General features: G+C 60.1%; 15 protein-coding genes and 1 pseudogene. 4 read left to right on the top strand and 12 right to left on the bottom strand.

From position 1 onward, the window contains the following. Nucleotides 1–53 precede the first annotated feature (53 nt). Nucleotides 54–2720: a hypothetical protein gene (locus tag ACWUI2_RS21160; protein WP_486984836.1), complete on the bottom strand. Its 2667-nt coding sequence runs from the start codon at nt 2718–2720 to the stop codon at nt 54–56. A 137-nt stretch (nt 2721–2857) separates the two neighbouring features. On the opposite strand from ACWUI2_RS21160, the gene ACWUI2_RS21155 reads away from it, so the two are divergent. Next, entirely contained in the window at nt 2858–3235 is a 378-nt protein-coding gene (locus ACWUI2_RS21155; protein ID WP_486984835.1) for a hypothetical protein, read from the top strand. A gap of 62 nt (nt 3236–3297) precedes the next feature. Continuing rightward, nucleotides 3298–3504: a hypothetical protein gene (locus ACWUI2_RS21150; RefSeq protein WP_486984834.1), complete on the top strand. Its 207-nt coding sequence runs from the start codon at nt 3298–3300 to the stop codon at nt 3502–3504. Nucleotides 3505–3576: 72 nt separating this feature from the next. Here ACWUI2_RS21150 and ACWUI2_RS21145 read toward each other — a convergent pair whose 3' ends face one another. The 8 genes and pseudogenes from ACWUI2_RS21145 to ACWUI2_RS21110 all read right to left on the bottom strand — a co-directional run bounded on the left by ACWUI2_RS21145 (nt 3577) and on the right by ACWUI2_RS21110 (nt 11576). Further along, nucleotides 3577–4431 (bottom strand): hypothetical protein, encoded by an 855-nt coding sequence (locus tag ACWUI2_RS21145; protein ID WP_486984833.1) that lies wholly within the window; start codon nt 4429–4431, stop codon nt 3577–3579. Between the two features lie 22 nt (nt 4432–4453). Next, the gene (locus tag ACWUI2_RS21140; protein ID WP_486984832.1) at nt 4454–5188 is read right to left on the bottom strand and encodes a hypothetical protein; all 735 of its coding nucleotides are present in this window, start codon (nt 5186–5188) and stop codon (nt 4454–4456) included. Nucleotides 5189–5389: 201 nt separating this feature from the next. Then, nucleotides 5390–5518, bottom strand: a pseudogene (locus ACWUI2_RS21135) (arsenate reductase/protein-tyrosine-phosphatase family protein); the annotation flags it as partial. A gap of 16 nt (nt 5519–5534) precedes the next feature. Then, entirely contained in the window at nt 5535–5750 is a 216-nt protein-coding gene (locus ACWUI2_RS21130) for an FmdB family zinc ribbon protein (protein WP_486984831.1), read from the bottom strand. A 225-nt stretch (nt 5751–5975) separates the two neighbouring features. Then, nucleotides 5976–7943 (bottom strand): carbon starvation CstA family protein, encoded by a 1968-nt coding sequence (locus ACWUI2_RS21125; protein WP_486984830.1) that lies wholly within the window; start codon nt 7941–7943, stop codon nt 5976–5978. A 157-nt stretch (nt 7944–8100) separates the two neighbouring features. Continuing rightward, entirely contained in the window at nt 8101–10629 is a 2529-nt protein-coding gene (locus ACWUI2_RS21120; protein WP_486984829.1) for an ABC transporter permease, read from the bottom strand. Nucleotides 10630–10660: 31 nt separating this feature from the next. Beyond that, nucleotides 10661–11356 (bottom strand): ABC transporter ATP-binding protein, encoded by a 696-nt coding sequence (locus tag ACWUI2_RS21115; protein ID WP_486984828.1) that lies wholly within the window; start codon nt 11354–11356, stop codon nt 10661–10663. Then, nucleotides 11328–11576 (bottom strand): hypothetical protein, encoded by a 249-nt coding sequence (locus tag ACWUI2_RS21110; RefSeq protein ID WP_486984827.1) that lies wholly within the window; start codon nt 11574–11576, stop codon nt 11328–11330. Before ACWUI2_RS21110 ends, ACWUI2_RS21115 begins: the two co-directional genes overlap by 29 nt. On the opposite strand from ACWUI2_RS21110, the gene ACWUI2_RS21105 reads away from it, so the two are divergent. Continuing rightward, nucleotides 11554–12234: an arylesterase gene (locus tag ACWUI2_RS21105; RefSeq protein WP_486984826.1), complete on the top strand. Its 681-nt coding sequence runs from the start codon at nt 11554–11556 to the stop codon at nt 12232–12234. The two genes, ACWUI2_RS21110 and ACWUI2_RS21105, sit on opposite strands and share 23 nt — an antisense overlap. 78 nt (nt 12235–12312) lie before the next feature. Then, the gene (locus ACWUI2_RS21100; protein ID WP_486984825.1) at nt 12313–12621 is read left to right on the top strand and encodes a hypothetical protein; all 309 of its coding nucleotides are present in this window, start codon (nt 12313–12315) and stop codon (nt 12619–12621) included. 25 nt (nt 12622–12646) lie between these two features. Here the strand turns inward: ACWUI2_RS21100 and ACWUI2_RS21095 are convergent, their stop codons facing one another. The 3 genes from ACWUI2_RS21095 to secA form a co-directional block, all read right to left on the bottom strand. Next, entirely contained in the window at nt 12647–14575 is a 1929-nt protein-coding gene (locus ACWUI2_RS21095; protein ID WP_486984824.1) for a S1 family peptidase, read from the bottom strand. A gap of 417 nt (nt 14576–14992) precedes the next feature. After that, nucleotides 14993–15802, bottom strand: coding sequence for an alpha/beta hydrolase (locus ACWUI2_RS21090; RefSeq protein WP_486984823.1), 810 nt, complete (start codon nt 15800–15802; stop codon nt 14993–14995). A 30-nt stretch (nt 15803–15832) separates the two neighbouring features. Further along, nucleotides 15833–18814 (bottom strand): preprotein translocase subunit SecA, encoded by a 2982-nt coding sequence (gene secA, locus ACWUI2_RS21085; RefSeq protein WP_486984822.1) that lies wholly within the window; start codon nt 18812–18814, stop codon nt 15833–15835. Nucleotides 18815–20112: the final 1298 nt, after the last annotated feature.

The raw sequence follows: 20112 nt of genomic DNA, 5'->3' as shown, positions 1-20112 counted from the left end.
CGCATTCGGCAACCGGCACAGGCCCGACGTAGTCGACCTGACTCGAAATCAGGTCACTCCGGGGCGACCATCCGCACCGGATGGCTCCCCTTCCGATAATGCTTCAAATTGCTTATTCCATCTCCGTTCGCGTCATCGTTCGGATTCGCCGCGGTCCGCTTCTCCCAATCCAACCATCCACGCCCGAAATAAAGCATCTCAAACCAGTTCGGCATTCCGTCGGCGTCGTCGTCCCCATACTCCGAATACGCGAATCCGCGCATCGCTCCTTCAGGAACTTCTTCCGCCCAGAGTTCGTCGCACCGGGAACAGGCCCCGGCCAGGGTGTAATCCTGACGAAAAGGGCGGTCCGTCACCTCTTCCCAACCCGTCGCCGAAATGGCCGTCCGCGATCCGCCCGTCACCCGCGCTTTCATTTTGCCCGGCATCCAAAGACGATCCCCGGCCGACCCGGTGTAGCGCTCCACGTGAAACCCGGCTTTCACCGTTCGCCCCTCGGCCCGTTCCCGCTCGCCGTTCTCCCCCGGCCGAATCAATTCCAACCGCCCCGGTTCATCCAAAATCGTGATTACTTCGATTTCCGCCGGATGTTGCGTCGGCGCATGCCAAAACGGAAATGCCGTCGGCTGCGGTCGATCCGGATACTTTCGATAAAAGACAAAAACCCTCTCCCCGAAATCCGGTGGGGGCCGCCCGGTCCGCCATCGGGCGGCGAAATACCGGTTTAGCTCCGCCAGCGCATACCGCAACTGCAGGCTCGGCGCCAAGTGGGAATGCTCCATGTAGTCGTTCCAAGTGGTGTATTGAATCAATGATGACCGTCCGTCCGGAGCGTCATTCAACTCCGGGCGTTTGATCGGTTCCCCCGTCTCCAGATTCTCCCCCAACGCTTCATACCAATGCTTCCGAAAACTCAGCGTGCCGGGTCCTCCGTCGAAGTTCCCCCAGTAAAACCCGTCACGTTCGTTCTGAGCGTAAGCCACATATTGCGCGAATAGCGGTTCCCCCCACTCGGCCCCCTGCTTACGGGTGACCCGTCGGATGATATCGGTCTGCCTTTCCTTCGGCAGGAACATGTTCACCGCCGGAAAATCCTTCGCCACCAGGCGCATCGCCCCTTCCAGATCCCCCGCCACATACTCCAAATCGACCGCGTCGAATTGCCAAAATATCGACTCTCCCGTCATCCTTTCCAGCAATCGATAGGCATCCCGGATCCGCCTCCAGCCATCCGGATCTTTCGCCCATTCCCTGACCGTCTCGCCGCGGGCCTGGCGACGCGCCCCCGATTGCATCGCCTGCCGTATCGCCTCCTCCGCGTCCATCCCCCGTCGTCGGAAATACCCGAAATCCCGCCGGGATTCGTCGTCCGCGATCGGGTCCAGATCTTCCCGCATCTTCGCCAGGCGTTCCGCTACTTTCTTCCGATAAGACTCCCGGATCGTTTCCGGTAGAGTCGGCGGCCTCGGAGATTCCCCGAATTCTTCCAGCCAGCCAATCCGGTCATCCCGCCATCCGGCTTCCCGGCCTTCCTCCATCTCCCACTGCTCGAATCGGCGGGTCAAATAATCGATCCAAATCCAATGCGATTGATACCCCATCACCAGCGGCATTCCCCCGCGCCGGGCCAGGTGCGGCGCGTGTTCGGGTTTTCGCCCCGCCTCCAACCAACGCCCGATCACCCCCGCCACCGTCGGCAGGAGTTTTCGTTCCTCGTGAGGAAGCACCATGATATCGATCGACAGCCCGACTGCGAAAGCCGGGGCTGCTGAATCCATCTTCCGAATACGCGCCGCCCCTGCAAAAAGCGCTTCAACAAACGCCGTTTCACCGTCCAGGGCATTGACGGCAAATCCGTCGACTCCCGCCCGGATCGCCCGCCGGATTTCAAATTCCGCACTTTCCACCGCCGTGGAAAATTGAAAACCGGGCGGTAGCAATGGCAGATCCCGATGAACCCCGCCGGTGCTGCGGAAATGCATCGAAGGATCTTCCGGCGGTTTCATTCGCTCGGGGTCGTCGTGAAACAGCCGGGAATAAGCGGGGTCCGGCGTCGTCAAATACGCCATCGCACTCCACCCCGGATTCAAATCGCTCATGTAATGGGCGAAAAAAGTCGGCCGGGGTTCATATCGGATAACCAATCGAACGTCCTGATCGCTGGGATCCCCCGCCAATATCACCCGCTCCAAACCGTCGCCGAGCGCGACCCGCTCGATCACTTCGGGACGCTCGATCGTCCGCCAACCCCATGCCTCCTCTTTCACCTCCAATCCATAGACGATCCGGTTTCGTTCGGGGGACTTTAACGCCACGAACTCGACCGCCCCGCGGTCACTCCCGCCGATTTCAACCGTTCGGCGCCGCGGCATCGCTTCAACCACCGGAGATGCCGTTTCCGGCGTTGCCAGATCCAACCCAAACCCGATCAGATTCGCCACCCCGTCACCCGCCGCATCCTCCAGCGGGCGCCGGTCAGCTCCTGGATTTCCCCCAATCCAAGCCAAATATTCCAACGCCGAGGTCCGCGAAATCAAAAAACGGACCGCTCCATCCGGCGTATTTATCTCTAAAAACGGCCCCGTTCCTTCCGGATCCGTTCCCAACGCTCGATGCTGGTCCACCGTCAGGCCCTGCGCCATCCGCTCGGCGCCGAACAAGGTCTCGACTCCGAACATTGCGAAAACTACAACCCAAACCACTTTCCAGAGTTCACCCATGCTTCGGACAGCATACCCAATCTCCGGGTCGGTTTCGATTCCGAATCCACCGGACCCAATCGATCAATTTAAGGTAACGAGGTGATTTCCTTCACGCCGCGTTGACTTCTCCGCGAAAGAGAGGAAGAAGATCTTCGTTGTCAGTCGAAAAAGCACACGCGCTCGTCGGTCGAATCACGGCTACCTGCCTCCAGGCGGTGGTAATGGTGGCCTTGCTTGTCGCCGGTTTCCAACCTTTGGGCGAATTCCGGTGGACCGCCCCTGACGATCTCCGCATCGACGACAATTTACCGCCGTCCGTCCCGGTTCTGATTTGCGAGGCGGTGCAGTCGTCGTTTGCTCCTGGTTCCCATCGAATCTCGGGCGACGGATTTCCCGGCGACCTCTCGCCCCGCGAGCATTCGATTGAGCCGGCTCCTTGCCCTCCATCGGCTGTTCGGACGACCGTCCATCGATCTATTCTTTCGCGCGAATCCGGCGCTCCGGCCCGCGCCCCTCCTTTTCAGTTGATTTGAGTTGATCCACCGGGCTCTCGAAAAGTCCGGCCAACAATCGAATCACAACTGAAAAGGAGTAAATGAAAGTCTTCAAATGGTTTTCCCTGGATGATCCCTCCGAGGACGAGATCCGCAAACAATATGCCGAACTGACCGATGGTGAATTGGCGGCGATTAATCCGTCTGAACTCACCACGAATGGTCTGCGGTGCTACCGCGCCGAGCTCGAGAGCCGGAAACGCCGGCCGGCGAGTTCTCCGCCGGCGGCACCGGCGCCAGTCACCTGAGGCTCGTCCGCGAGCGACCGGAGTCGGCGATCCCGCCGGCTCCGCATTCCGATCTCACGGAGCACTGACAGTTCAAGCCAACGGTGCGCCGCTGTCGCTTTTCGTCATCGAATCGTGAAGGTCGACCAACTCCCGCAAGGCGGGATCGGTTGCCCCGTGCCCGAATTCCTCCACGAAACGACAAGTCGCATACGCCGAAGCTGCCTCCTGGTAAAATGTTCTCCAGGCTTGATACTCCGGTCCCGGTTGGTCGCTGGTTCCCTCGAACTTCGGTCGGGCGGCTACGATCCCGCACCGCCACGGTTTCGGCGTCAACCGCGCCCGGAAACATTTCTGAACCCGACAGAGAACGACGAATTTTTCGTCCGCCTCCAGTCCCCGCATCATTTGGGCGGTTTCCTCCGCAGTCGCATCAAACGGGCGATTCACAAAAAGATACCGCAATCCCGCGGCGGTCCGATAGACCCGCACCCGGGAATCCGGCTCCCTGGAAAGCAAATCGGTTAACCGGTCGATCGCCCGGTCCATGTGAACATCGGTTTCCTTGTGCGCACCAAACAGCCGTCCCCACAAACTGGTGTTGCGAGGGGGCGGAAGATCGACGTCGACGAACATCAGTCGTTCGGTGTTGAGCACCTCACTCCCATATCCGTTGATCGAAATAGCCGCGCTACCCGGCGTACCCGGAATTCCGATTCGACGCACGACGGGCTCCACCCGGAACCGTTCGCCGTAACCGTAACTCTCAAGAGCGTCATCGCCCGAGATCGCCTCCTCCACCCATCGCCTTGCTTCCGCCTGCGCCCTCCGTTTCGCATCTTCCGCGCTGGTGTGCGAAATCGCCGTCGCCGACCGGGTCAATGGACGGCCTTTCCGATCCGAGGCCGTCCAATTGGCGGTGGCACGATAAAAGGGTTGATGGAGCATAGCGTAAATTAGATTGAAACCCTTATTTCAGCGGAATCCTCCATTCCTCGTTCTCCAGGATCGACGCGGGCGCGGAAAATTGAAATACGAGGAGATCGCCCTGATACAGCCGAATCCACACTCCGCCGAGATTTCGCTCGGTACTGCTCGACCGACTATAATGGTTCGTAATCTGTTCAGTCTCAACCGTTCCGGTCTTAAACACCACTTGGCGCCAACCGGCTACCGGAGGTAACGCCGTCTCTCCGGCGCGCGCGACCGATAGACGGTTCCGCTGGTCCGACGTGAAAACCAAATACTCCGCTCGAAGTCCTTCAACCGGATCGGATCGACGGTTCTCAAGGGTAATCTCATACCCAACATTTCGAGTGATATGCCGGATTCCTCGGCGATCCCAATTTTGCCGCCCGTCGGAGCCGACCCAAGTTACCGGACTGAAACGGGTGCTCTGCGGACCGTCGTTGTAGCGACTGGTGGTGACGCGAAAAGCGTCGGGTGGAAACATTCCTTCTTTGCGTCGCCACTCACTTACATAACGTCGATCGTTTTCACTGAAACGACTCAAGGGAACCTGGAATTGCCTGCCATCCTCCCGTTGAATCCAGACATGTTCATGGTTTGCCCGCAAAACTTTCGCCCGAATCCTTTCTTCCCCCTCGTTACTGGTGAATTCACGAAACTCGTCCGCCAATCCACGGGAACTACTCAACCCAAGCAGGGTGGCAGCGAAAAAAGCAAGGAGGATAGAAGCCCGCATGCGTTCCAGTCAAACCGGTCGAAAAAGCCGGGTAAAGGAGAATCTTCGCCACGTAAAACCGGCGGAACGCCGTCACGCCTCAACGTTCCACCGCCGCTCGGGTTCGTCGCACTGTCCGACAGGTCGCTCTTTCGAATGACGCCCGGTCTTTGGCGCCGAGCGATTCCACGCCTTCGTTTTCTGCTTCGGTCATGATTGCCTGGGGCCATTCCGTCCCGACGGTTTCGCTCCGGCGCTGTGAACTTCGAACATGCCGTCCGCCCGCCGCAAGAGTCCTTCCGCCATCTGACTCCGGCAGGAACTTCCGGTGCAAAGAATCAGGACTTTCATCGCCCGTTGCCTCCGATCAATGGCATCCGCAGCCGGACCCGCAGGAGGATCCACCACCGTCGGAAGATCCGGGTTTCATCAATCCGAATCCGCCGAGAATCACCCGGCGGATCGGCTCTCCGGTTTCCGGATGTTTGGTCAGCGGAGCCTCTTTCATGCTCTGCCGGATCTCGAAGGTCTTCGGTTTTTCCCCTTCGTTGTGGGGGATCGTTTCGTAAACGTAGGTTGTCATAGGTTTAAAACTACCGACTGGTTCCAGCCAATTCTTTGATCTGCGACGGCAACTCGCCCGCTTGTTGAAGTACCGCATGTCCGGGAAAACCGGCTGAAGCCGAAACTCCAACCTGAACCGACGTTCTCCCGCAGGAGAATCGGCTTGGCAAGCTGTTTCATCTGACATGTTGGAGTCCCGCATTCATGCGGTCCCGCTTTGTCGTAAGCGCCCGGTTCGAAAGGCTCACCCCGCGATCCGGTCGCTCGCTTCAGTTTTCCGGGTCGCGGCAATGGCGGTCGCTATCGACGGCGCTTCCGGTTCGCGCACGCCGCGAACCACCGGGAACAAGCGGATCGCTTCGACGATCATCCAGATTTCCAGGGCGATGGTGATCAAGGCGATGCCGAGCAGGAGCCAGTTTCCATCCTGCAACCAGCTGGTTTCCTGACCGGGCGCTTGCACGAAGGCTTGCCACAACATCGCCCAGGCCGGAAGAATCAACATGAAGATCAGGGGCAATACGATGAACGCGATCGGTTTTTCCCGCCGCCACAGCCAAAAGGCAATCACCAGGAAGGCCAAACCGCCTATCAACTGATTGGTGGCGCCGAAGACCGGCCATAGGAACAGTCCGCCGCCACCCGCCGTTTGCAGATTCCACACGGGTGCGGTTGGAGCCGGCAAGGAGGCGATCGCCCCCGCCACCGTCACCGCGAGCAGGGTCGCAACGTATTTGTTCTTCAAATACTCAAAGGGATTCTTTGTCCGACCCCGGCTACCTCCCTCTTCCCGATCATTCCCAACCCCGGTAAAGGCAACCGCTAATTCCTGGATGACGTAGCGTTGCAACCGGGTCGCGGTGTCAAGGGTGGTGGCCGCGAACGAGGCGACGAACACGCCCATCAACGCCACCGCGACGGCCGCCGGTAGGCCCATCGCCGTCAGGAAGTTCCCCGCCCCTTGCACGAACGCCCCGACCGTCGCCGCCAGGCCGCCCGCGTCCCCCCAAGAGCTGTATCGATCCGCCCAAGCCGCCGATCCGGTCAATACCGACCCATCGGCGGCCATCACGCCGAGGCCGACTCCGGCGACGCAGGCCAGAATCACCAGTGTCGCGAGGAACGCTTCCGTCAACATCGACCCGTATCCAATAAACTGAGCGTCGGTTTCCCGGCGGAGTTGTTTGCTGCTGGTCCCCGAACTGACCAAACAATGGAACCCGGAAATCGCCCCGCAGGCGATGGTGATGAACAGAAAGGGAAACATCAGGGGCGCTCCGGCCGGATTCCACTGAATCATCGGGGCGCTGATCTCCAACGGTTGCCGCGCCGCTTCCGCCGCAAGCGGAGCCCCGCCAATCACCGCCGCCACCACCAGACCGATCAGGACCAGGCCGAGCGAGGAAATCAATTGCAGAGCGTTGATGTAATCCCGCGGTTGCAGCAGCACCCAAACCGGGATCACGCTGGCGATGAACGAATAGACCAGCAACACCGCCACCCACACGATCGTCGGCCATGAGGCAAACCACTGGTTGATCGCCTGAAGCCCCCATTCGCCGGCCTGAAACCCGAACATTGGAAAACTGAAATTGGTGTTGCCGAAGATCACCGTCAGATACATCAGCGCCAGCGCGACGACCGAGGGAATCACCAGATTCACTCCCTGTCGGTGCAGCCAGAGCCCGACCGCGACCGCGATCGGAATCTGCACCAGGCACGGGAAGATCGCCGCCGGAAACTGCCGGAAGACCGCCGCGATCACCAGCCCGAAAATGGCGATGATGATGGTCAAAGCCAGGAAGAGGACGCACAAAAACAGGATCCGTACCCGTCGGTTCAGGACACGTCCGGCAATGTCGCCGACGGTCTGTCCGTTGTTTCGCAGGGAGACCACCAGACTGCCGAGGTCATGGACCGCTCCAATGAAAATCGATCCGAGCAAAACCCAGAGCAAGGCGGGCAACCATCCCCAAATCACCGCGATCGCCGGACCGACGATCGGACCGGTCGCCGCGATTGATGTGAAATGGTGTCCGAAAACCACCGCGGTCTTGGTCGGAACGTAATCCTGTCCATCCGAAAACCGTTCCGACGGACAGACCGATTTCGCCGAAAGCTCGAAGATCCGCCTGCCGAGCCACCGCCCGTAGGTATGGTAAGCCACGATGAACCCGCCCCCCGCGAAAACAGCAATCAACAAAACTTCCATATCCGCGAATCATTCAAGAACCATCCCCAATGGCGAGAATGGAAATCAGGAGCCCACCCATCGCTCATCAACGGTCTCACGCCGTCGCGCCGAGATTCTTCAATTGTCTATTGTCTATCAGCTATCGTCTATGCGCCAGCCGCCTCGGCGGCTGACGCTAACTCTCCGCCCGCAACACTTCCAGCGGCGGTTGATCGAGGACTCCGCGGCTGGAAAAAACTCCGACCAACACCGTCACGCAGGCCGAGGCCATGATCGCGATCACCGGCGAGAGCATCGACGGCAAATACGGCACCTTGAAGACGAACGCCGCCAATCCCCAGGCCGCCCCCACCGCAAGCAGCGACCCGGTCAGTCCGGCGAACGCCCCGAGGAAGAGATACTCGATCAACATGATCTTCTCCACTTGCAACCGGGAGGCCCCGAGGGTCCGCAAAAGGATCGCCTCCTGCATCCGTTGATACCGACTTGTCGCCACCGCCGCCGCCAGCACCACCAGTCCGGTGGCGACCGTGAACATCGCCATGAAGCGGATCACGAAGGCGGCCTGGGTCATGATCGAATCGATCGTTTCCAAAATCAGCGACAGATCGATCGCCGAGACGTTCGGAAACTCCTGCACGATCCGGCGTTGCAGGGCCGAGGATTGTTCGTCGGTTTCGGTCCGGGTGACCATCACGTGAAACTTCGGCGCCGGTTCGAGGACTCCTTCCGGGAAGAGCACGAAAAAGTTTGGTTGCAGCCGGTGCCACTCCACTTTCCGGATACTGCCGATCACCGTTTCGACCGGCAACCCCTGCACGTCGAAAACCAAGGTGTCGCCGAGCGCCAGGTTCAGATCGTTGGCGATCCCTTGCTCCACCGAAACCGGATACGGTCCGGCGTGATCCGGCTCCACCGAACCGACCCAACTCCCCGCAACCAACTCCTCGGTCGAGACCAAATGGTTGCGGTAAGTCGACCGGTATTCGCGGCGAAGCACCCAATCGGGTATCGCCGACTCGCCGCTCCGGATGATTTCGGACACGGTCCGCCCGTTCACCTCCGCCAACCGCATCGTCACGATCGGGACGTTCTGCATCAACGGCAGGCCCATCTCCGCCATCATCGCCGCGATCGGTTCCTGCTGGTCGTCCTGCACGTCGAAGAAGGCCATCGTCGGCCGCTCCCCTTCACCGAGCACCGCCACTTGGTGCAACAACAGGTCCCGCGAGAGATACAGGGTTAAAATCAAGAACGTGCCGAGACCGAGCGCCAACATCAGCAAAACCGTCCGGTTTTCCGGACGATAAAGGTTCGCCAATCCTTGCCGCCAAACATACGGCCAACCCCGCGGGAAGAACCGTTTCACCAGGTAAATGATCCCCCAGGCGACCGCCGCCAAAGCCAAAAAGGCCACCGCGATTCCCCCGGCGAATCCGATGCCGGACCGCAGACTTCCGGTTTGCATCACCGAGAATCCGGTCACTCCGGCCGCGATCAATCCATAGACCACCCAGCGCAACGGGTCGCGCCGCCGGGTTTTCTCGAAGTTCTCGCCCCGCCGGATCGCCCGCAAAGGGGAGACCCGCCGGATTCCGAGCAACGGCAGCAGCGTGAAGATCACACAAATGCTGAAACCGACCGCGAATCCTTCCAACACCGACCGCCACGAAACAAAAACCAAGACATCGAACGGCAGGAAATCGCGCAACAACGCCGGGAAAAGCAACTGCAAGCCGACCCCGAGCAGTGCTCCCACGCCCGCCCCGATCACGCCGAGCGCCATTCCTTGCACCAGGTAAATCCCAAACGCCTGACGCGAACTCGCCCCGAGGCAGCGCAACACCGCCGCCGTCCCGATCTTCTGTTTCACATAGACGTGCACCGCGCTCGCCACCCCGATCGCCCCGAGAAGCAGGGCGACGAATCCGACCAATTGGAAAAACGATTGGACGTGCTCCATGGTCCGGCCAAGGTCTTCCTGACGCCGTTTCACCGTCTCGGTCCAGAGCCGGAACTCCCGCAACTGCGGCCGGATTTCCCGCAACACCGCCGTCACACTGGTTTCCGGCGGAAATTCGATGAACACCTTGTGCCGGGCGATGCTCCCCCATTGCAACAACCCGGTCTCCTCGACCGCGTCGTAAGGGATGTAAACCCGGGGCGCCAGCAATCCGACCGCCGCCATTTCCCCCGGAACCCGCTTGACCGCTCCGGCCACTTCAAACGTCGCCGATCCGATCCGCACCGGATCACCGACCTGGACGCCGAACTGCACCATCACGCTCTCTTCGAGGATGATCACCCGCTCGTTGTCGAGCCGTTCCCGGGCGTCGGCCGGTGCCGTCTCGAAGACTCCGTAAAACGGAAACGGTCCCTTCAATCCCCTCACCTGGACCAGACGGCTGTCTTCCGTTTTCGGAAAATAGACCATCGAGGAAAAGCTCACTTCCCGGGCCTGCCGGGTGCCGAGCGGCGCGATCAATTCCTCCATCTCCGGCGTGAAATTCGCCCGCGATCCGATCACGAGGTCGGCCCCGACCAGCGACTTCGATTGCTCCTGCACCGCCGCTTCCAGGTTGTGACCGAACGACCGGATCGCCACCAGGGCGCCGACTCCGAAGATGATCGCCAGCGAAAACAAGACCAGTTTCTTCCGGCTCGAGCGGCTGTCCCGCCAAGCCATTTTCAAAATCCAGCTCATAAACGAAATTTCCTCTTCCCGCCGCGCCGCCTCAGCGGACCGCGAACGCTTCTTCCTCGACCATTTCCCCGTTCTTCAACCGGATGATCCGATCGGTCAATCGGGCGAGTTCGAGATCGTGCGTCACCAGCACCAGCGCGGTCCCGGCTTCGCGATTCAATTCGAACAAGATGTCGATCACCTTATCGCTGGTTTCGGCGTCGAGATTGCCGGTCGGTTCGTCGGCGAAGAGGATCCGGGGACGGTTGATAAAGGCGCGGGCGAGGGCGACCCGTTGCTGTTCGCCCCCCGAGAGTTGCACCGGGTAATGGTCGAGCCGCTGCCCGAGACCGACCCGCCGCAGGAGTTCCGTCGCCGGTTTCCGGGCATCCCCTTTTCCCCGGAGCTCCATCGGCACCATCACGTTCTCGAGGGCGGTCAGGGTCGGGATCAATTGGAAATTCTGGAAGACGAAACCGACCAATTCGTTCCGCACCGCCGCCCGCTGATCTTCGTTCATTTTGCCGAGATCACGCCCGGCGATGGCGACCGAACCGGAGGTGGCTTGGTCCAAACCGGCGCAGAGACCGAGCAACGTCGTCTTCCCGCTCCCGGAAGGACCGACGATCGCGCACGTGGCGCCGTCTTCGAGGGAGAAGGTCAATTCCTTCAACACCGTCAACGAATGGGTCCCGGTCCGGTAGGTCTTGGTCACCCGGTCAACCTGCAAAATCTGTCGCTCGCTCATAAATGGTATTTCTAGTGAAACCGTTATCGGCCAACTGTTCCGACGAATTTCCCAAATCGATCGCCGATCGGGGAACTTTGCCGGAATTATGGCGGTCAGGCTTGGCACCAGAGTAATTGTCGATATAGCTTTCGAGCGTCAAACAAAGATCATTGCGGCGAAAAGCAAGAAACCGCCTTGGATTTCCCTCCGATTTTATGAAGAAACCGATTTTTCCCATCCTCGTTCTCCTCCTCGGAATCGCATTTCCGGCTTGGGCGACCGCGTCGACCGCCTCCGGTCAGCCCCCCACCCCCCGGATCGTCTTCTTCGGCGACAGCCTCACCTCCGGCTACGGGATCAGTCCTGACGAGACCTACCCCGCCTTCATCCAGGAGAAAATCGACCAACGGGGCTGGCGGTTTCAATCGGTCAACGCCGGCCTCAGCGGCGAAACCAGCGCCGGCGGTCTGCGCCGCATCGACTGGATCCTCCGCCAGAAAATTGACATTTTCGTGTTGGAACTCGGGGCCAACGACGGCCTCCGCGGCCTAAATCCCGCCGACACCCGGCGTAATCTGCAAGGGATCATCGACCGGGTTCGGGAGAAGCAACCCGACGCCAAGGTGGTGATCGCCGGCATGCAAGTCCCGCCCAACATGGGGGCCGGTTTCAGCGAACAATTCGCCGCGATTTTCCCGGCCTTGGCCGAAGAGAACGACGCCGCCTTGATCCCCTTCCTCCTGGAAGGCGTCGGCGGCGTCCGGGAATTGAACCTCCCCGACGGCATCCACCCGACCGGCGAAGGCCACCGCGTCATGGCCCGCACCGTCTGGGAAACTTTGGCGCCGATTCTCGAAAAACGCTCCACCCCCGCCGAACTCACTGACGCCAGCTGAACGACAATCACCGAACTTCGGACTTCAGCCGAAGACCGTCGGCCGAAGCCCACCGCTCCTTCATCCGGCGAAAGCCGGATGCTACGGAGCATCGAGTTTTCACTCGATGAAACAGAGCGTAAGCCGAAACTGCACGCTATAGCCGAAGACCGTCGGCTAAAATCGTGGCTGAACCGCGCTCCTTCATCCGGCGAAAGCCGGATGCTACGTAGCATCGAGTTTTCACTCGATAAAACAGAGCATAAGCCGGAACTGCACGCTATAGCCGAAGACCGTCGGCTAAAATCGTGGCTGAACCGCGCTCCTTCATCCGGCGAAAGCCGGATGCTACGTAGCATCGAGTTTTCACTCGATGAAACAGAGCAAAAGCCGGACTGCACGCTTTAGCCGAAGACCGTTGTCACGCGGCGCATCACCGTCCCAGCATCTGACGGAAGGCGCGGACGTCGCGTTCGCGGTCCTCCAGGTATTGGATAAGCTGGCGACGGAAATCGCGCTGCAGGGGAATGCTGGTATCGAAATAAAGGCTGCTGCTGAAATAATCGTAGAATTGTCCGTCAAGCCTCCGGAGATCCGCCCGACCGTAGTTCAGCAACTCGTTGATGAACTCCCGGACCCGCCGGGCGTATTCATCGTTACTGATACGATGGGTCGTCACGTCGCGTTCGAACCGCTCCACGATGCGACGGAACGCCGGATCGCGCATGTAGACTTCCCGCTCCCCTTGGAGCAAGGCCAGGAGCACCTCCGATCGCTCACGGAAAGCCCGTAACTCCGCTCCCTGGCGTTGCCATTCGTTCCAATCGAGCCGCTCCCATTGGGAAATTGAATCGAACCGGTATCCAAACCATCGGGTCGTCGTCTCCCGGGACGGTTTTCCCTCCGAACCGGTTGTTGGCTGGATGCCGAGGATCGACACTTCCTGCAGGTAGCTGGCAATCCCAATCACTTCACCGGTTCCAATGTTCAGAATCGGACTGCCGCTGTTTCCTCGCTGGAATTTCGCGTCAACCTCGATACGGTCCGGTCCGATCCCCAAAATGCCTCCCCGTTCCTGAGTCACCACCCCGCCGCCGAGACGATTCCCGAGAACAACCACTTCGTCGCCGATCAGCGAGGCCGCCGCATCGGCCGCCATAACCAAACCACCGGGCGTCTCGTCCACCCGAATCAATGCCACATCGTGACCGCGGGCGGCATGAATCCCGCGAACCGCCAGTTGCTGGCCCCGGGAATTCCGGATTCGGAGAGTCTTCGCGTCGGCTAAAACATGGAGATTGGTGATAACAAAAGAGATGTCGTTGATCCGAGTCAGAAACCCGGTCCCCTGACCGCTCTCCCCTTCGATCAACACCACCGCCGCCAACTGATCGGCGGTGATCCGCGCCGGCGTCGGCGCCGGAGACACCACCGGCAAAACATCGACCGACGGCGCCGGCGGTCGACTCGAAACGTACGACGCGCCACTGCTTCCCGGAGCATCCTGAAACGGAGGCGGAAGGGACGACGACGGATTTAGCGTTCCGGTCCGCGCCCATTCCATCCTCGCCAAAGCACCCGCCACATCGATGGGCGGAAAGTGCCACAATCCCGCGTGACCGGAAAAATCGGTCGGTTCGGGACCGAAAACCGTCTGGTCCAACGAGACGTTTCGCTCGGGTTGATACAGTGTGGTCACCACCACCATCGATCGCGCCCCCGTTTGCCGGACCCGCTCCATGGCCAAAATCAGCATCGTTTCCTGATCCACCCATAACGTGAAGGTATCAAGGCGATCGCGCCCGGTCAGCCGATAAGCCGGACGGTTATTGTAGCCGACCTCCTCAATGTGCGATCCAGAATTCCAGATCACTTCCTGACTGCGCATGCCGTACAGGAGAGCGGGAATTTCGCTTCCCCGCACATCATGGAATGACAAGTGACCACCCGCACTCGGGATCAATCCCTCCGGGGCGACAGATCTCCGTTCGCCATCGTTTTGAATTTCCGCCGCGTCTTTCGTTCGCGTAAAAACCATCCGCATTTCACGGTTCCGTCCCGCCGGAACGAGCGTTTCCATACGAAAAGAGGTTCCGGAGCGATAAGCCGTTTCGAAATAAAGGATCCGATCCTGGACAACCTCGTAAGACAAATCGCTCCCTTCGACAAACGCCTCCCGCGCCTGCAAGTAAACGCCGCGTACGACTCCGCGGTCACGATAGGTCTCCGCTCCGGAATAAGTTTCGATGATGCCCCGGCGAATATCCGTCCATTCCAATCGCTCGATCGGGCGCGGCCCGGCAAGAAGGTGGGCGGAGACCACCAAACAAAAGAAAAGAGGCAACAACAGAAAAGCTTTCATTTTATATTCCGCAATTGAGTGAGCCACGAAAAGGCGCAACGGCTCAAAATCAGGAAAAGGTCACGCCAGCTATGAGAAAACCGAACCCCCCAACCGGCTAAGCAAGTTCCTCCAATGAACTCTCCTTATTTTGCGTGTCTTGCGCCTTTTTGCGGCTATCAACTGCTTGTTATAAGTTTATCCCAACGTGTTCGTTGAATCCTCGACCGGGGCCGATATCGCCGCAAGCCAAAAGACTCCCTGCGGTGGAGCGTCTGCCCTGTTGGAGTTCCGGTTTCAGATCGAGGTGGGACCGCGGGAACGCGGGCACACAACCACCGTGGCACGGACATTCCTGTCTGTGAAAAAACAGGCAGGAATGCCTGTTTCACGACAAGGGGGCCAGATGGAATAGCCCTGCCTTGGGCCGGCCCGCGTTTACACGAAGCCTTGCCGCCTCAACCAATACACCAGGTCCCGGGTCCAGGGATGGTGCTTCGCGGGGTCATATTCGCGACTGCCCAGTCCGAGGCCATGGGCTCCGTCCTGGTAAACATGGAGATCAAACGGCACTCGCTTCGCCGCGAGGGCGGAGGCGAAGGCGAGGCTATGGGTTACCGGCACGGAGGCGTCTTCAAAGGTGTGCCAAACGAAGACCGGGGGCGTTTCCACAGTGACCTGCTTTTCCGCCGACAACCTCTCGACCAGTTCCGGGTCGGGATCGTCGCCGAGCAAATTCGACCGGGAACCGGTGTGGCCTCCAAGGCCCATGGTGATGACCGGATAACAGAGCACCCCCAGATCGGGACGACTGCTTTCCCGTTCCACCGGATCGGCCGCCTCGGGTTGTCCAAGATCGAATTGGGTCAATAACGTCGCGGCGAGATGTCCGCCGGCCGAAGAACCCATGATTCCGACCCGGGCGGGATCGACTTTCCAGGAATTCGCCCGAGATCGGACCAACCGAACGGCCCGGGAGGCATCCTGCCACATCGCCGGATGACGGTAACCGCCTGAGCCGAGCCGATAACGCAAGACAAACGCGGCGATGCCGTGGGTGTTCAAAAATCGGGCGTAACCCTCCCCTTCATGCGCGGCGAGTCCGACATAACCGCCACCGGGACAAACCACCATGGCGGCCCCGGTCGCGACTTCCGGATCCGGCAGCCACGGGGTGACCGCCGGGATGTCGGCCTCCGCGTGCCCCCGAGCCCCGGGCGCCCCCTTCGACCATAACGGGATCGTCATAGCGTCAAAGGCAGGTTTCCGCTCAACGCCTCACGAGGCGCCGCAGCACTTCTTGAACTTCTTGCCGCTGCCGCACGGACATGGATCGTTGCGTCCGGCTTTGGGAACTTCGCGACGCACGGAAACCTTCGGCAACTCAATCTCCTTGCGGGGAGCGCCTCCGGCGACCGCGCCGGCGTGGGCCGCGGCCCGCGGATTGCCGATGTTGGAAGGCTGGGTCGCGGGAGCATCGGCCGGACCTTGAGCCCGGGCGTTCTGCGAGAGCACCGCCAGCATGTTTTCAAAGGCTTTGATGTTCGAGGCCGAGCGGAACAAACCGGTGCAGATATCGCGCCGGACGTTTCTCATCAATTCCTCGAAGAAGGTGTAAGCCTCCCCTTTGTATTCCATCAACGGATCTTTCTGGCCGTAGCCGCGCAATCCGACGCTGCGGCGGAGATCTTCCATCTCGGTCAAATGCTCCTGCCAATGGCGGTCGATCGAGCTGATCACGACGTAGCGTTCCAACATCTTGATCGCGTCGGGATTCTCGACCGATTCCTTGACCCCGTAAGCCTTTTGGATTTTCTCCAAAACCAGACCGCGGATCTCTTCCCGCGATTTCCCTTCGACTTCCTCCAACTTGAGGGCGATCGGGAAATGGGAGTTGAGCCAGCCGACCAGGTTTTCGAGATCCTGGCTGGAACCGGCTTCCTTGCCGCCGACCCCGGCATCGTCGAGGCGGACGTCGAGTTCCTCCTCGATCATTTCAAAAATGATCTCCTTCGGAGCGTCACCACGGATCGCGTCGTTGCGCAACCCGTAGATCACTTCGCGCTGCTGGCTCAGCACGTCATCGTATTGGAGAAGGCGCTTGCGGATCGAGTAATTCTGTTGCTCGACCTTCTTCTGGGCCGACTCGATCGAGCGGTTCAACAACGGGTGTTGCAGCTCTTCCCCTTCCGCCATGGCCCGCTCCATGATCTTTCCGATCGGACCGGCGGAAGCAAAGAGGCGCATCAGGTCGTCTTCCAGCGAGATGAAGAATTTGCTGCGGCCCGGGTCTCCCTGACGGGCGCAACGGCCGCGCAACTGGCGGTCGATCCGGCGGGATTCGTGGCGCTCGGTGCCGACCACGTAAAGTCCGCCGAGTTCGTCGACGCCCTCACCCAGTTTAATGTCGGTGCCGCGACCGGCCATGTTGGTGGCGATGGTCACGGCCCCACGGATCCCGGCGCGAGAAATGATGTCGGCTTCCGCTTCGTGGAACTTGGCGTTGAGGACGGTGTGGACGATGTTCACCCGCTTCAACATCCGGCTGAGCAATTCGGAAGCTTCGACCGAAACCGTGCCGACCAGGACCGGTTGCCCCCGCTTGTTGGCTTCCTGGATCTCGGCCAGGACCGCGTTGTATTTTTCGCGGCGGGTTTTGAAGATGACGTCGTTCACGTCGATCCGGATGCACGGACGATGGGTCGGAATGACCATCACCTTCATCTTGTAAATGTCGAAGAACTCGTTGGCTTCGGTCTCAGCCGTGCCGGTCATCCCGGAGAGCTTTTCATACATCCGGAAGTAATTCTGGATGGTGATGGTGGCGAACGTCCGGGTCTCGCGCTCGATCGTCACCCCTTCCTTGGCTTCCACCGCCTGGTGCAAGCCGTCGCTCCAGCGACGTCCGGGCATGATGCGGCCGGTGTTCTCGTCGACGATCACCACTTTGCCATCCTGGACGACATAGCGGACATCCTTTTCGTAAAGCGAATACGCCCGGAGCAACTGGCTGATGGCGTGGATGTCTTCGCTAATTTTTTCGAACGCCTCCTGGGCTTTCCCCTTTTCGGCCTCTTTTTGCTCCGGCGAAAGTTCGTTCCGCTTTTCGATGTCGATGTATTGGCTCGGCAGATCCGGCATCATGAAGGCGTCGGGATCGTCCGGCTGGAGGAAATTCCGGCCGCGCTCCGTCAAATCGGCCTGGTGCTGCTTCTCGTCGAGGGTGAAAAATAATTCCTCCTTCAACTCATGCATGGCCCCCTTGTTGATGTCGCCGTGCATTTCGAGGTCGGTCTTGTCGAGGAGCTTGCGGTACTCCCCGTTCTCCATCAAACGGAGCAACTGCTTGTTCTTCGGGGCTCCGATCTTCACTTGGAGCATCTTCAAACCGGCCAAATGACGGTCGCCGTCCTCTTTTTCCAACTCCTCCTTGGCTTCCTGGATGAGCTGGTTGCAAAACCTGGTTTGTTCCTGGACCAGGCGGGCGATGACCGGCTTGTGGCGGGTGAACTGCTGCTCGCGCTGGATCGGGGCCGGACCGGAAATGATCAAGGGCGTGCGGGCTTCGTCGACCAGGATTTGGTCGGCCTCGTCGATGATGACGAAATAATGGTCGCGTTGCACCTGGTCGTCGGCGCGAGTGGCCATGCCGTTGTCGCGCAGATAGTCGAAACCGAATTCGGAGGCGGTCCCGTAGGTGATGTCGCGACGGTAAATCTCCTTCCGGTCGGTCGAGCTCATCTGGTTTTGCACGCAACCGACGGTCAGGCCGAGCATGTTGTAGATGTAACCCATCCACTCCGAATCGCGGCGCGCCAGGAAGTCGTTGGTAGTGACCAGTTGGCAATTCTTGCCGGTCAGGGCGTTGAGGTAGAGCGGAAGGGTCGCGACGAGGGTCTTACCTTCACCGGTGCTCATTTCGGCGATGAAATGCTGGTTGAGGGCGATCCCGCCGATCAGCTGGACGTCGAAATGGACCATGTCCCACTTCAGTTCATGGCCGCAAACGGTGATGGTCTTGCCGACGAGGCGGCGGGCGGCGTTTTTGACCGCGGCGTAAGCCTCGGGAAGGATATCATCCAACGACTCGCCGTCGGCGACCCGGCGTTTGAACTCGTCCGTCTTGGCCCGCAGTTCCTCCTCGGAAAGCGTCCGGTAGGACTGCTCCAGCTGATTGATCTTCTCAACAATCGGCTGGCATTTCTTGATGTAGCTGCGGTAGTGGCGGCCGGAAAAGGACTTGAAAATCTTGGCAATCATGAATGGAAAGGTCAAACCTATGGAACTAGCACTGGAAATGGCAATCGGCAAATGAGGCGGGTCCATTGTCAGTGTTTCACCCCGAAAAACAATAGGCGATTTCCCCACCCTCCGGATTTTCGCCCAAATTGCAACCCGCGCCGCCCGGTCACTCTTCCACCACCCAGCGCCGAACGTGCGTCATCCACATCCACGCGGCGTCAACAGGGCCAGAGGCTGTCTGCTCCGTTCCCCAGCAATGCGTCATCCAACAGATCCCCAGACCCGAACGGCCGTCATTCACGCCCACGCGGCATCTGACGCCCATAGACCGTCCGTCCGTCCGTTCCCCAGCACCGAAGGTGCGTCATCCAACAGCCCAGTCCGAAGGGCTGGGTTGGCTATGCAGATGCAACCGCGGCCTGAAGGGCTGCAATGCGAACCCGGCGACCCGCCCCCGCCCCGGCATGGCGACCCTTCAGGCCGCGAAAACCGTTATCCTGTTTACCCAGCCCTGCGGACTTGGCTATAGAATCACGCACCTACGGCGCCAAGGCACCCAGACCGGGAACCAGCGCCGAAGGTACCTAATCCACCCTCACGCGGCGTCCGAAGACCATAGACCGTCCGTCCGTTCCGTTCCCCAGCACCGAAGGTGCGCCATTCAACAGCCCAGTCCGAAGGGCTGGGTTGGCAATGCAGATGCAACCGCGGCCTGAAGGGCTGCAATGCGAACCCAGCGATCCGCCCCCGCCCCGGCATGGCGACCCTTCAGGCCGCGAAAACCGTTATCCTGTTTACCCAGCCCTGCGGACTGGGCTATAGAATCAGGCACCTTCGGCGCCAAAGAACCCAGACCGGGAACCAGCGCCGAAGGTACCTAATCCACCCTCACGCGGCGTCCGACGACCATAGACCGTCCGTCCGTTCCGTTCCCCAGCACCGAAGGTGCGCCATCCAACAGCCAGGCGGCGTCCGAGGACCATAGACCGTCCGTCCGTTCCGTTCTCCAGCGCCGAAGGTGCGCCATTCAACAGCCCAGTCCGAAGGGCTGGGTTGGCAATGCAGATGCAACCGCGGCCTGAAGGGCTGCAATGCGAACCCGGCGACCCGCCCCCGCCCCGGCATGGCGACCCTTCAGGCCGCAAAAACCGTTATTCCCCGTTTACCCAGCCCTGCGGACTGGGCTGTAGAATCAGGCACCTTCGGCGCCAGGGAACCCAGACCAGGAAGCAGCTCCGAAGGTGCGCCATCCACACCCAGGCGGCGTCCGAGGACCATAGACCGTCCGTCCGTTCCGTTCTCCAGCGCCGAAGGTG

The sequence above is a fragment of the Verruconatronum alginivorum genome (assembly GCF_056590205.1).
This window is presented reverse-complemented; position numbering and strand designations above follow the sequence as displayed.

What these genes read in the sequence shown, in the direction of transcription:
- ACWUI2_RS21120 (WP_486984829.1), bottom strand. Translation starts at nt 10,629, where the DNA reads ATGAGCTGGATTTTGAAAATGGCTTGGCGGGACAGCCGCTCGAGCCGG.
- ACWUI2_RS21105 (WP_486984826.1), top strand. Translation starts at nt 11,554, where the DNA reads ATGAAGAAACCGATTTTTCCCATCCTCGTTCTCCTCCTCGGAATCGCA.
- ACWUI2_RS21140 (WP_486984832.1), bottom strand. Translation starts at nt 5,188, where the DNA reads ATGCGGGCTTCTATCCTCCTTGCTTTTTTCGCTGCCACCCTGCTTGGG.
- ACWUI2_RS21115 (WP_486984828.1), bottom strand. Translation starts at nt 11,356, where the DNA reads ATGAGCGAGCGACAGATTTTGCAGGTTGACCGGGTGACCAAGACCTAC.
- secA (WP_486984822.1), bottom strand. Translation starts at nt 18,814, where the DNA reads ATGATTGCCAAGATTTTCAAGTCCTTTTCCGGCCGCCACTACCGCAGC.
- ACWUI2_RS21090 (WP_486984823.1), bottom strand. Translation starts at nt 15,802, where the DNA reads ATGACGATCCCGTTATGGTCGAAGGGGGCGCCCGGGGCTCGGGGGCAC.
- ACWUI2_RS21100 (WP_486984825.1), top strand. Translation starts at nt 12,313, where the DNA reads ATGCTACGGAGCATCGAGTTTTCACTCGATGAAACAGAGCGTAAGCCG.
- ACWUI2_RS21145 (WP_486984833.1), bottom strand. Translation starts at nt 4,431, where the DNA reads ATGCTCCATCAACCCTTTTATCGTGCCACCGCCAATTGGACGGCCTCG.
- ACWUI2_RS21125 (WP_486984830.1), bottom strand. Translation starts at nt 7,943, where the DNA reads ATGGAAGTTTTGTTGATTGCTGTTTTCGCGGGGGGCGGGTTCATCGTG.
- ACWUI2_RS21110 (WP_486984827.1), bottom strand. Translation starts at nt 11,576, where the DNA reads ATGGGAAAAATCGGTTTCTTCATAAAATCGGAGGGAAATCCAAGGCGG.
- ACWUI2_RS21130 (WP_486984831.1), bottom strand. Translation starts at nt 5,750, where the DNA reads ATGACAACCTACGTTTACGAAACGATCCCCCACAACGAAGGGGAAAAA.
- ACWUI2_RS21160 (WP_486984836.1), bottom strand. Translation starts at nt 2,720, where the DNA reads ATGGGTGAACTCTGGAAAGTGGTTTGGGTTGTAGTTTTCGCAATGTTC.
- ACWUI2_RS21095 (WP_486984824.1), bottom strand. Translation starts at nt 14,575, where the DNA reads ATGAAAGCTTTTCTGTTGTTGCCTCTTTTCTTTTGTTTGGTGGTCTCC.
- ACWUI2_RS21150 (WP_486984834.1), top strand. Translation starts at nt 3,298, where the DNA reads ATGAAAGTCTTCAAATGGTTTTCCCTGGATGATCCCTCCGAGGACGAG.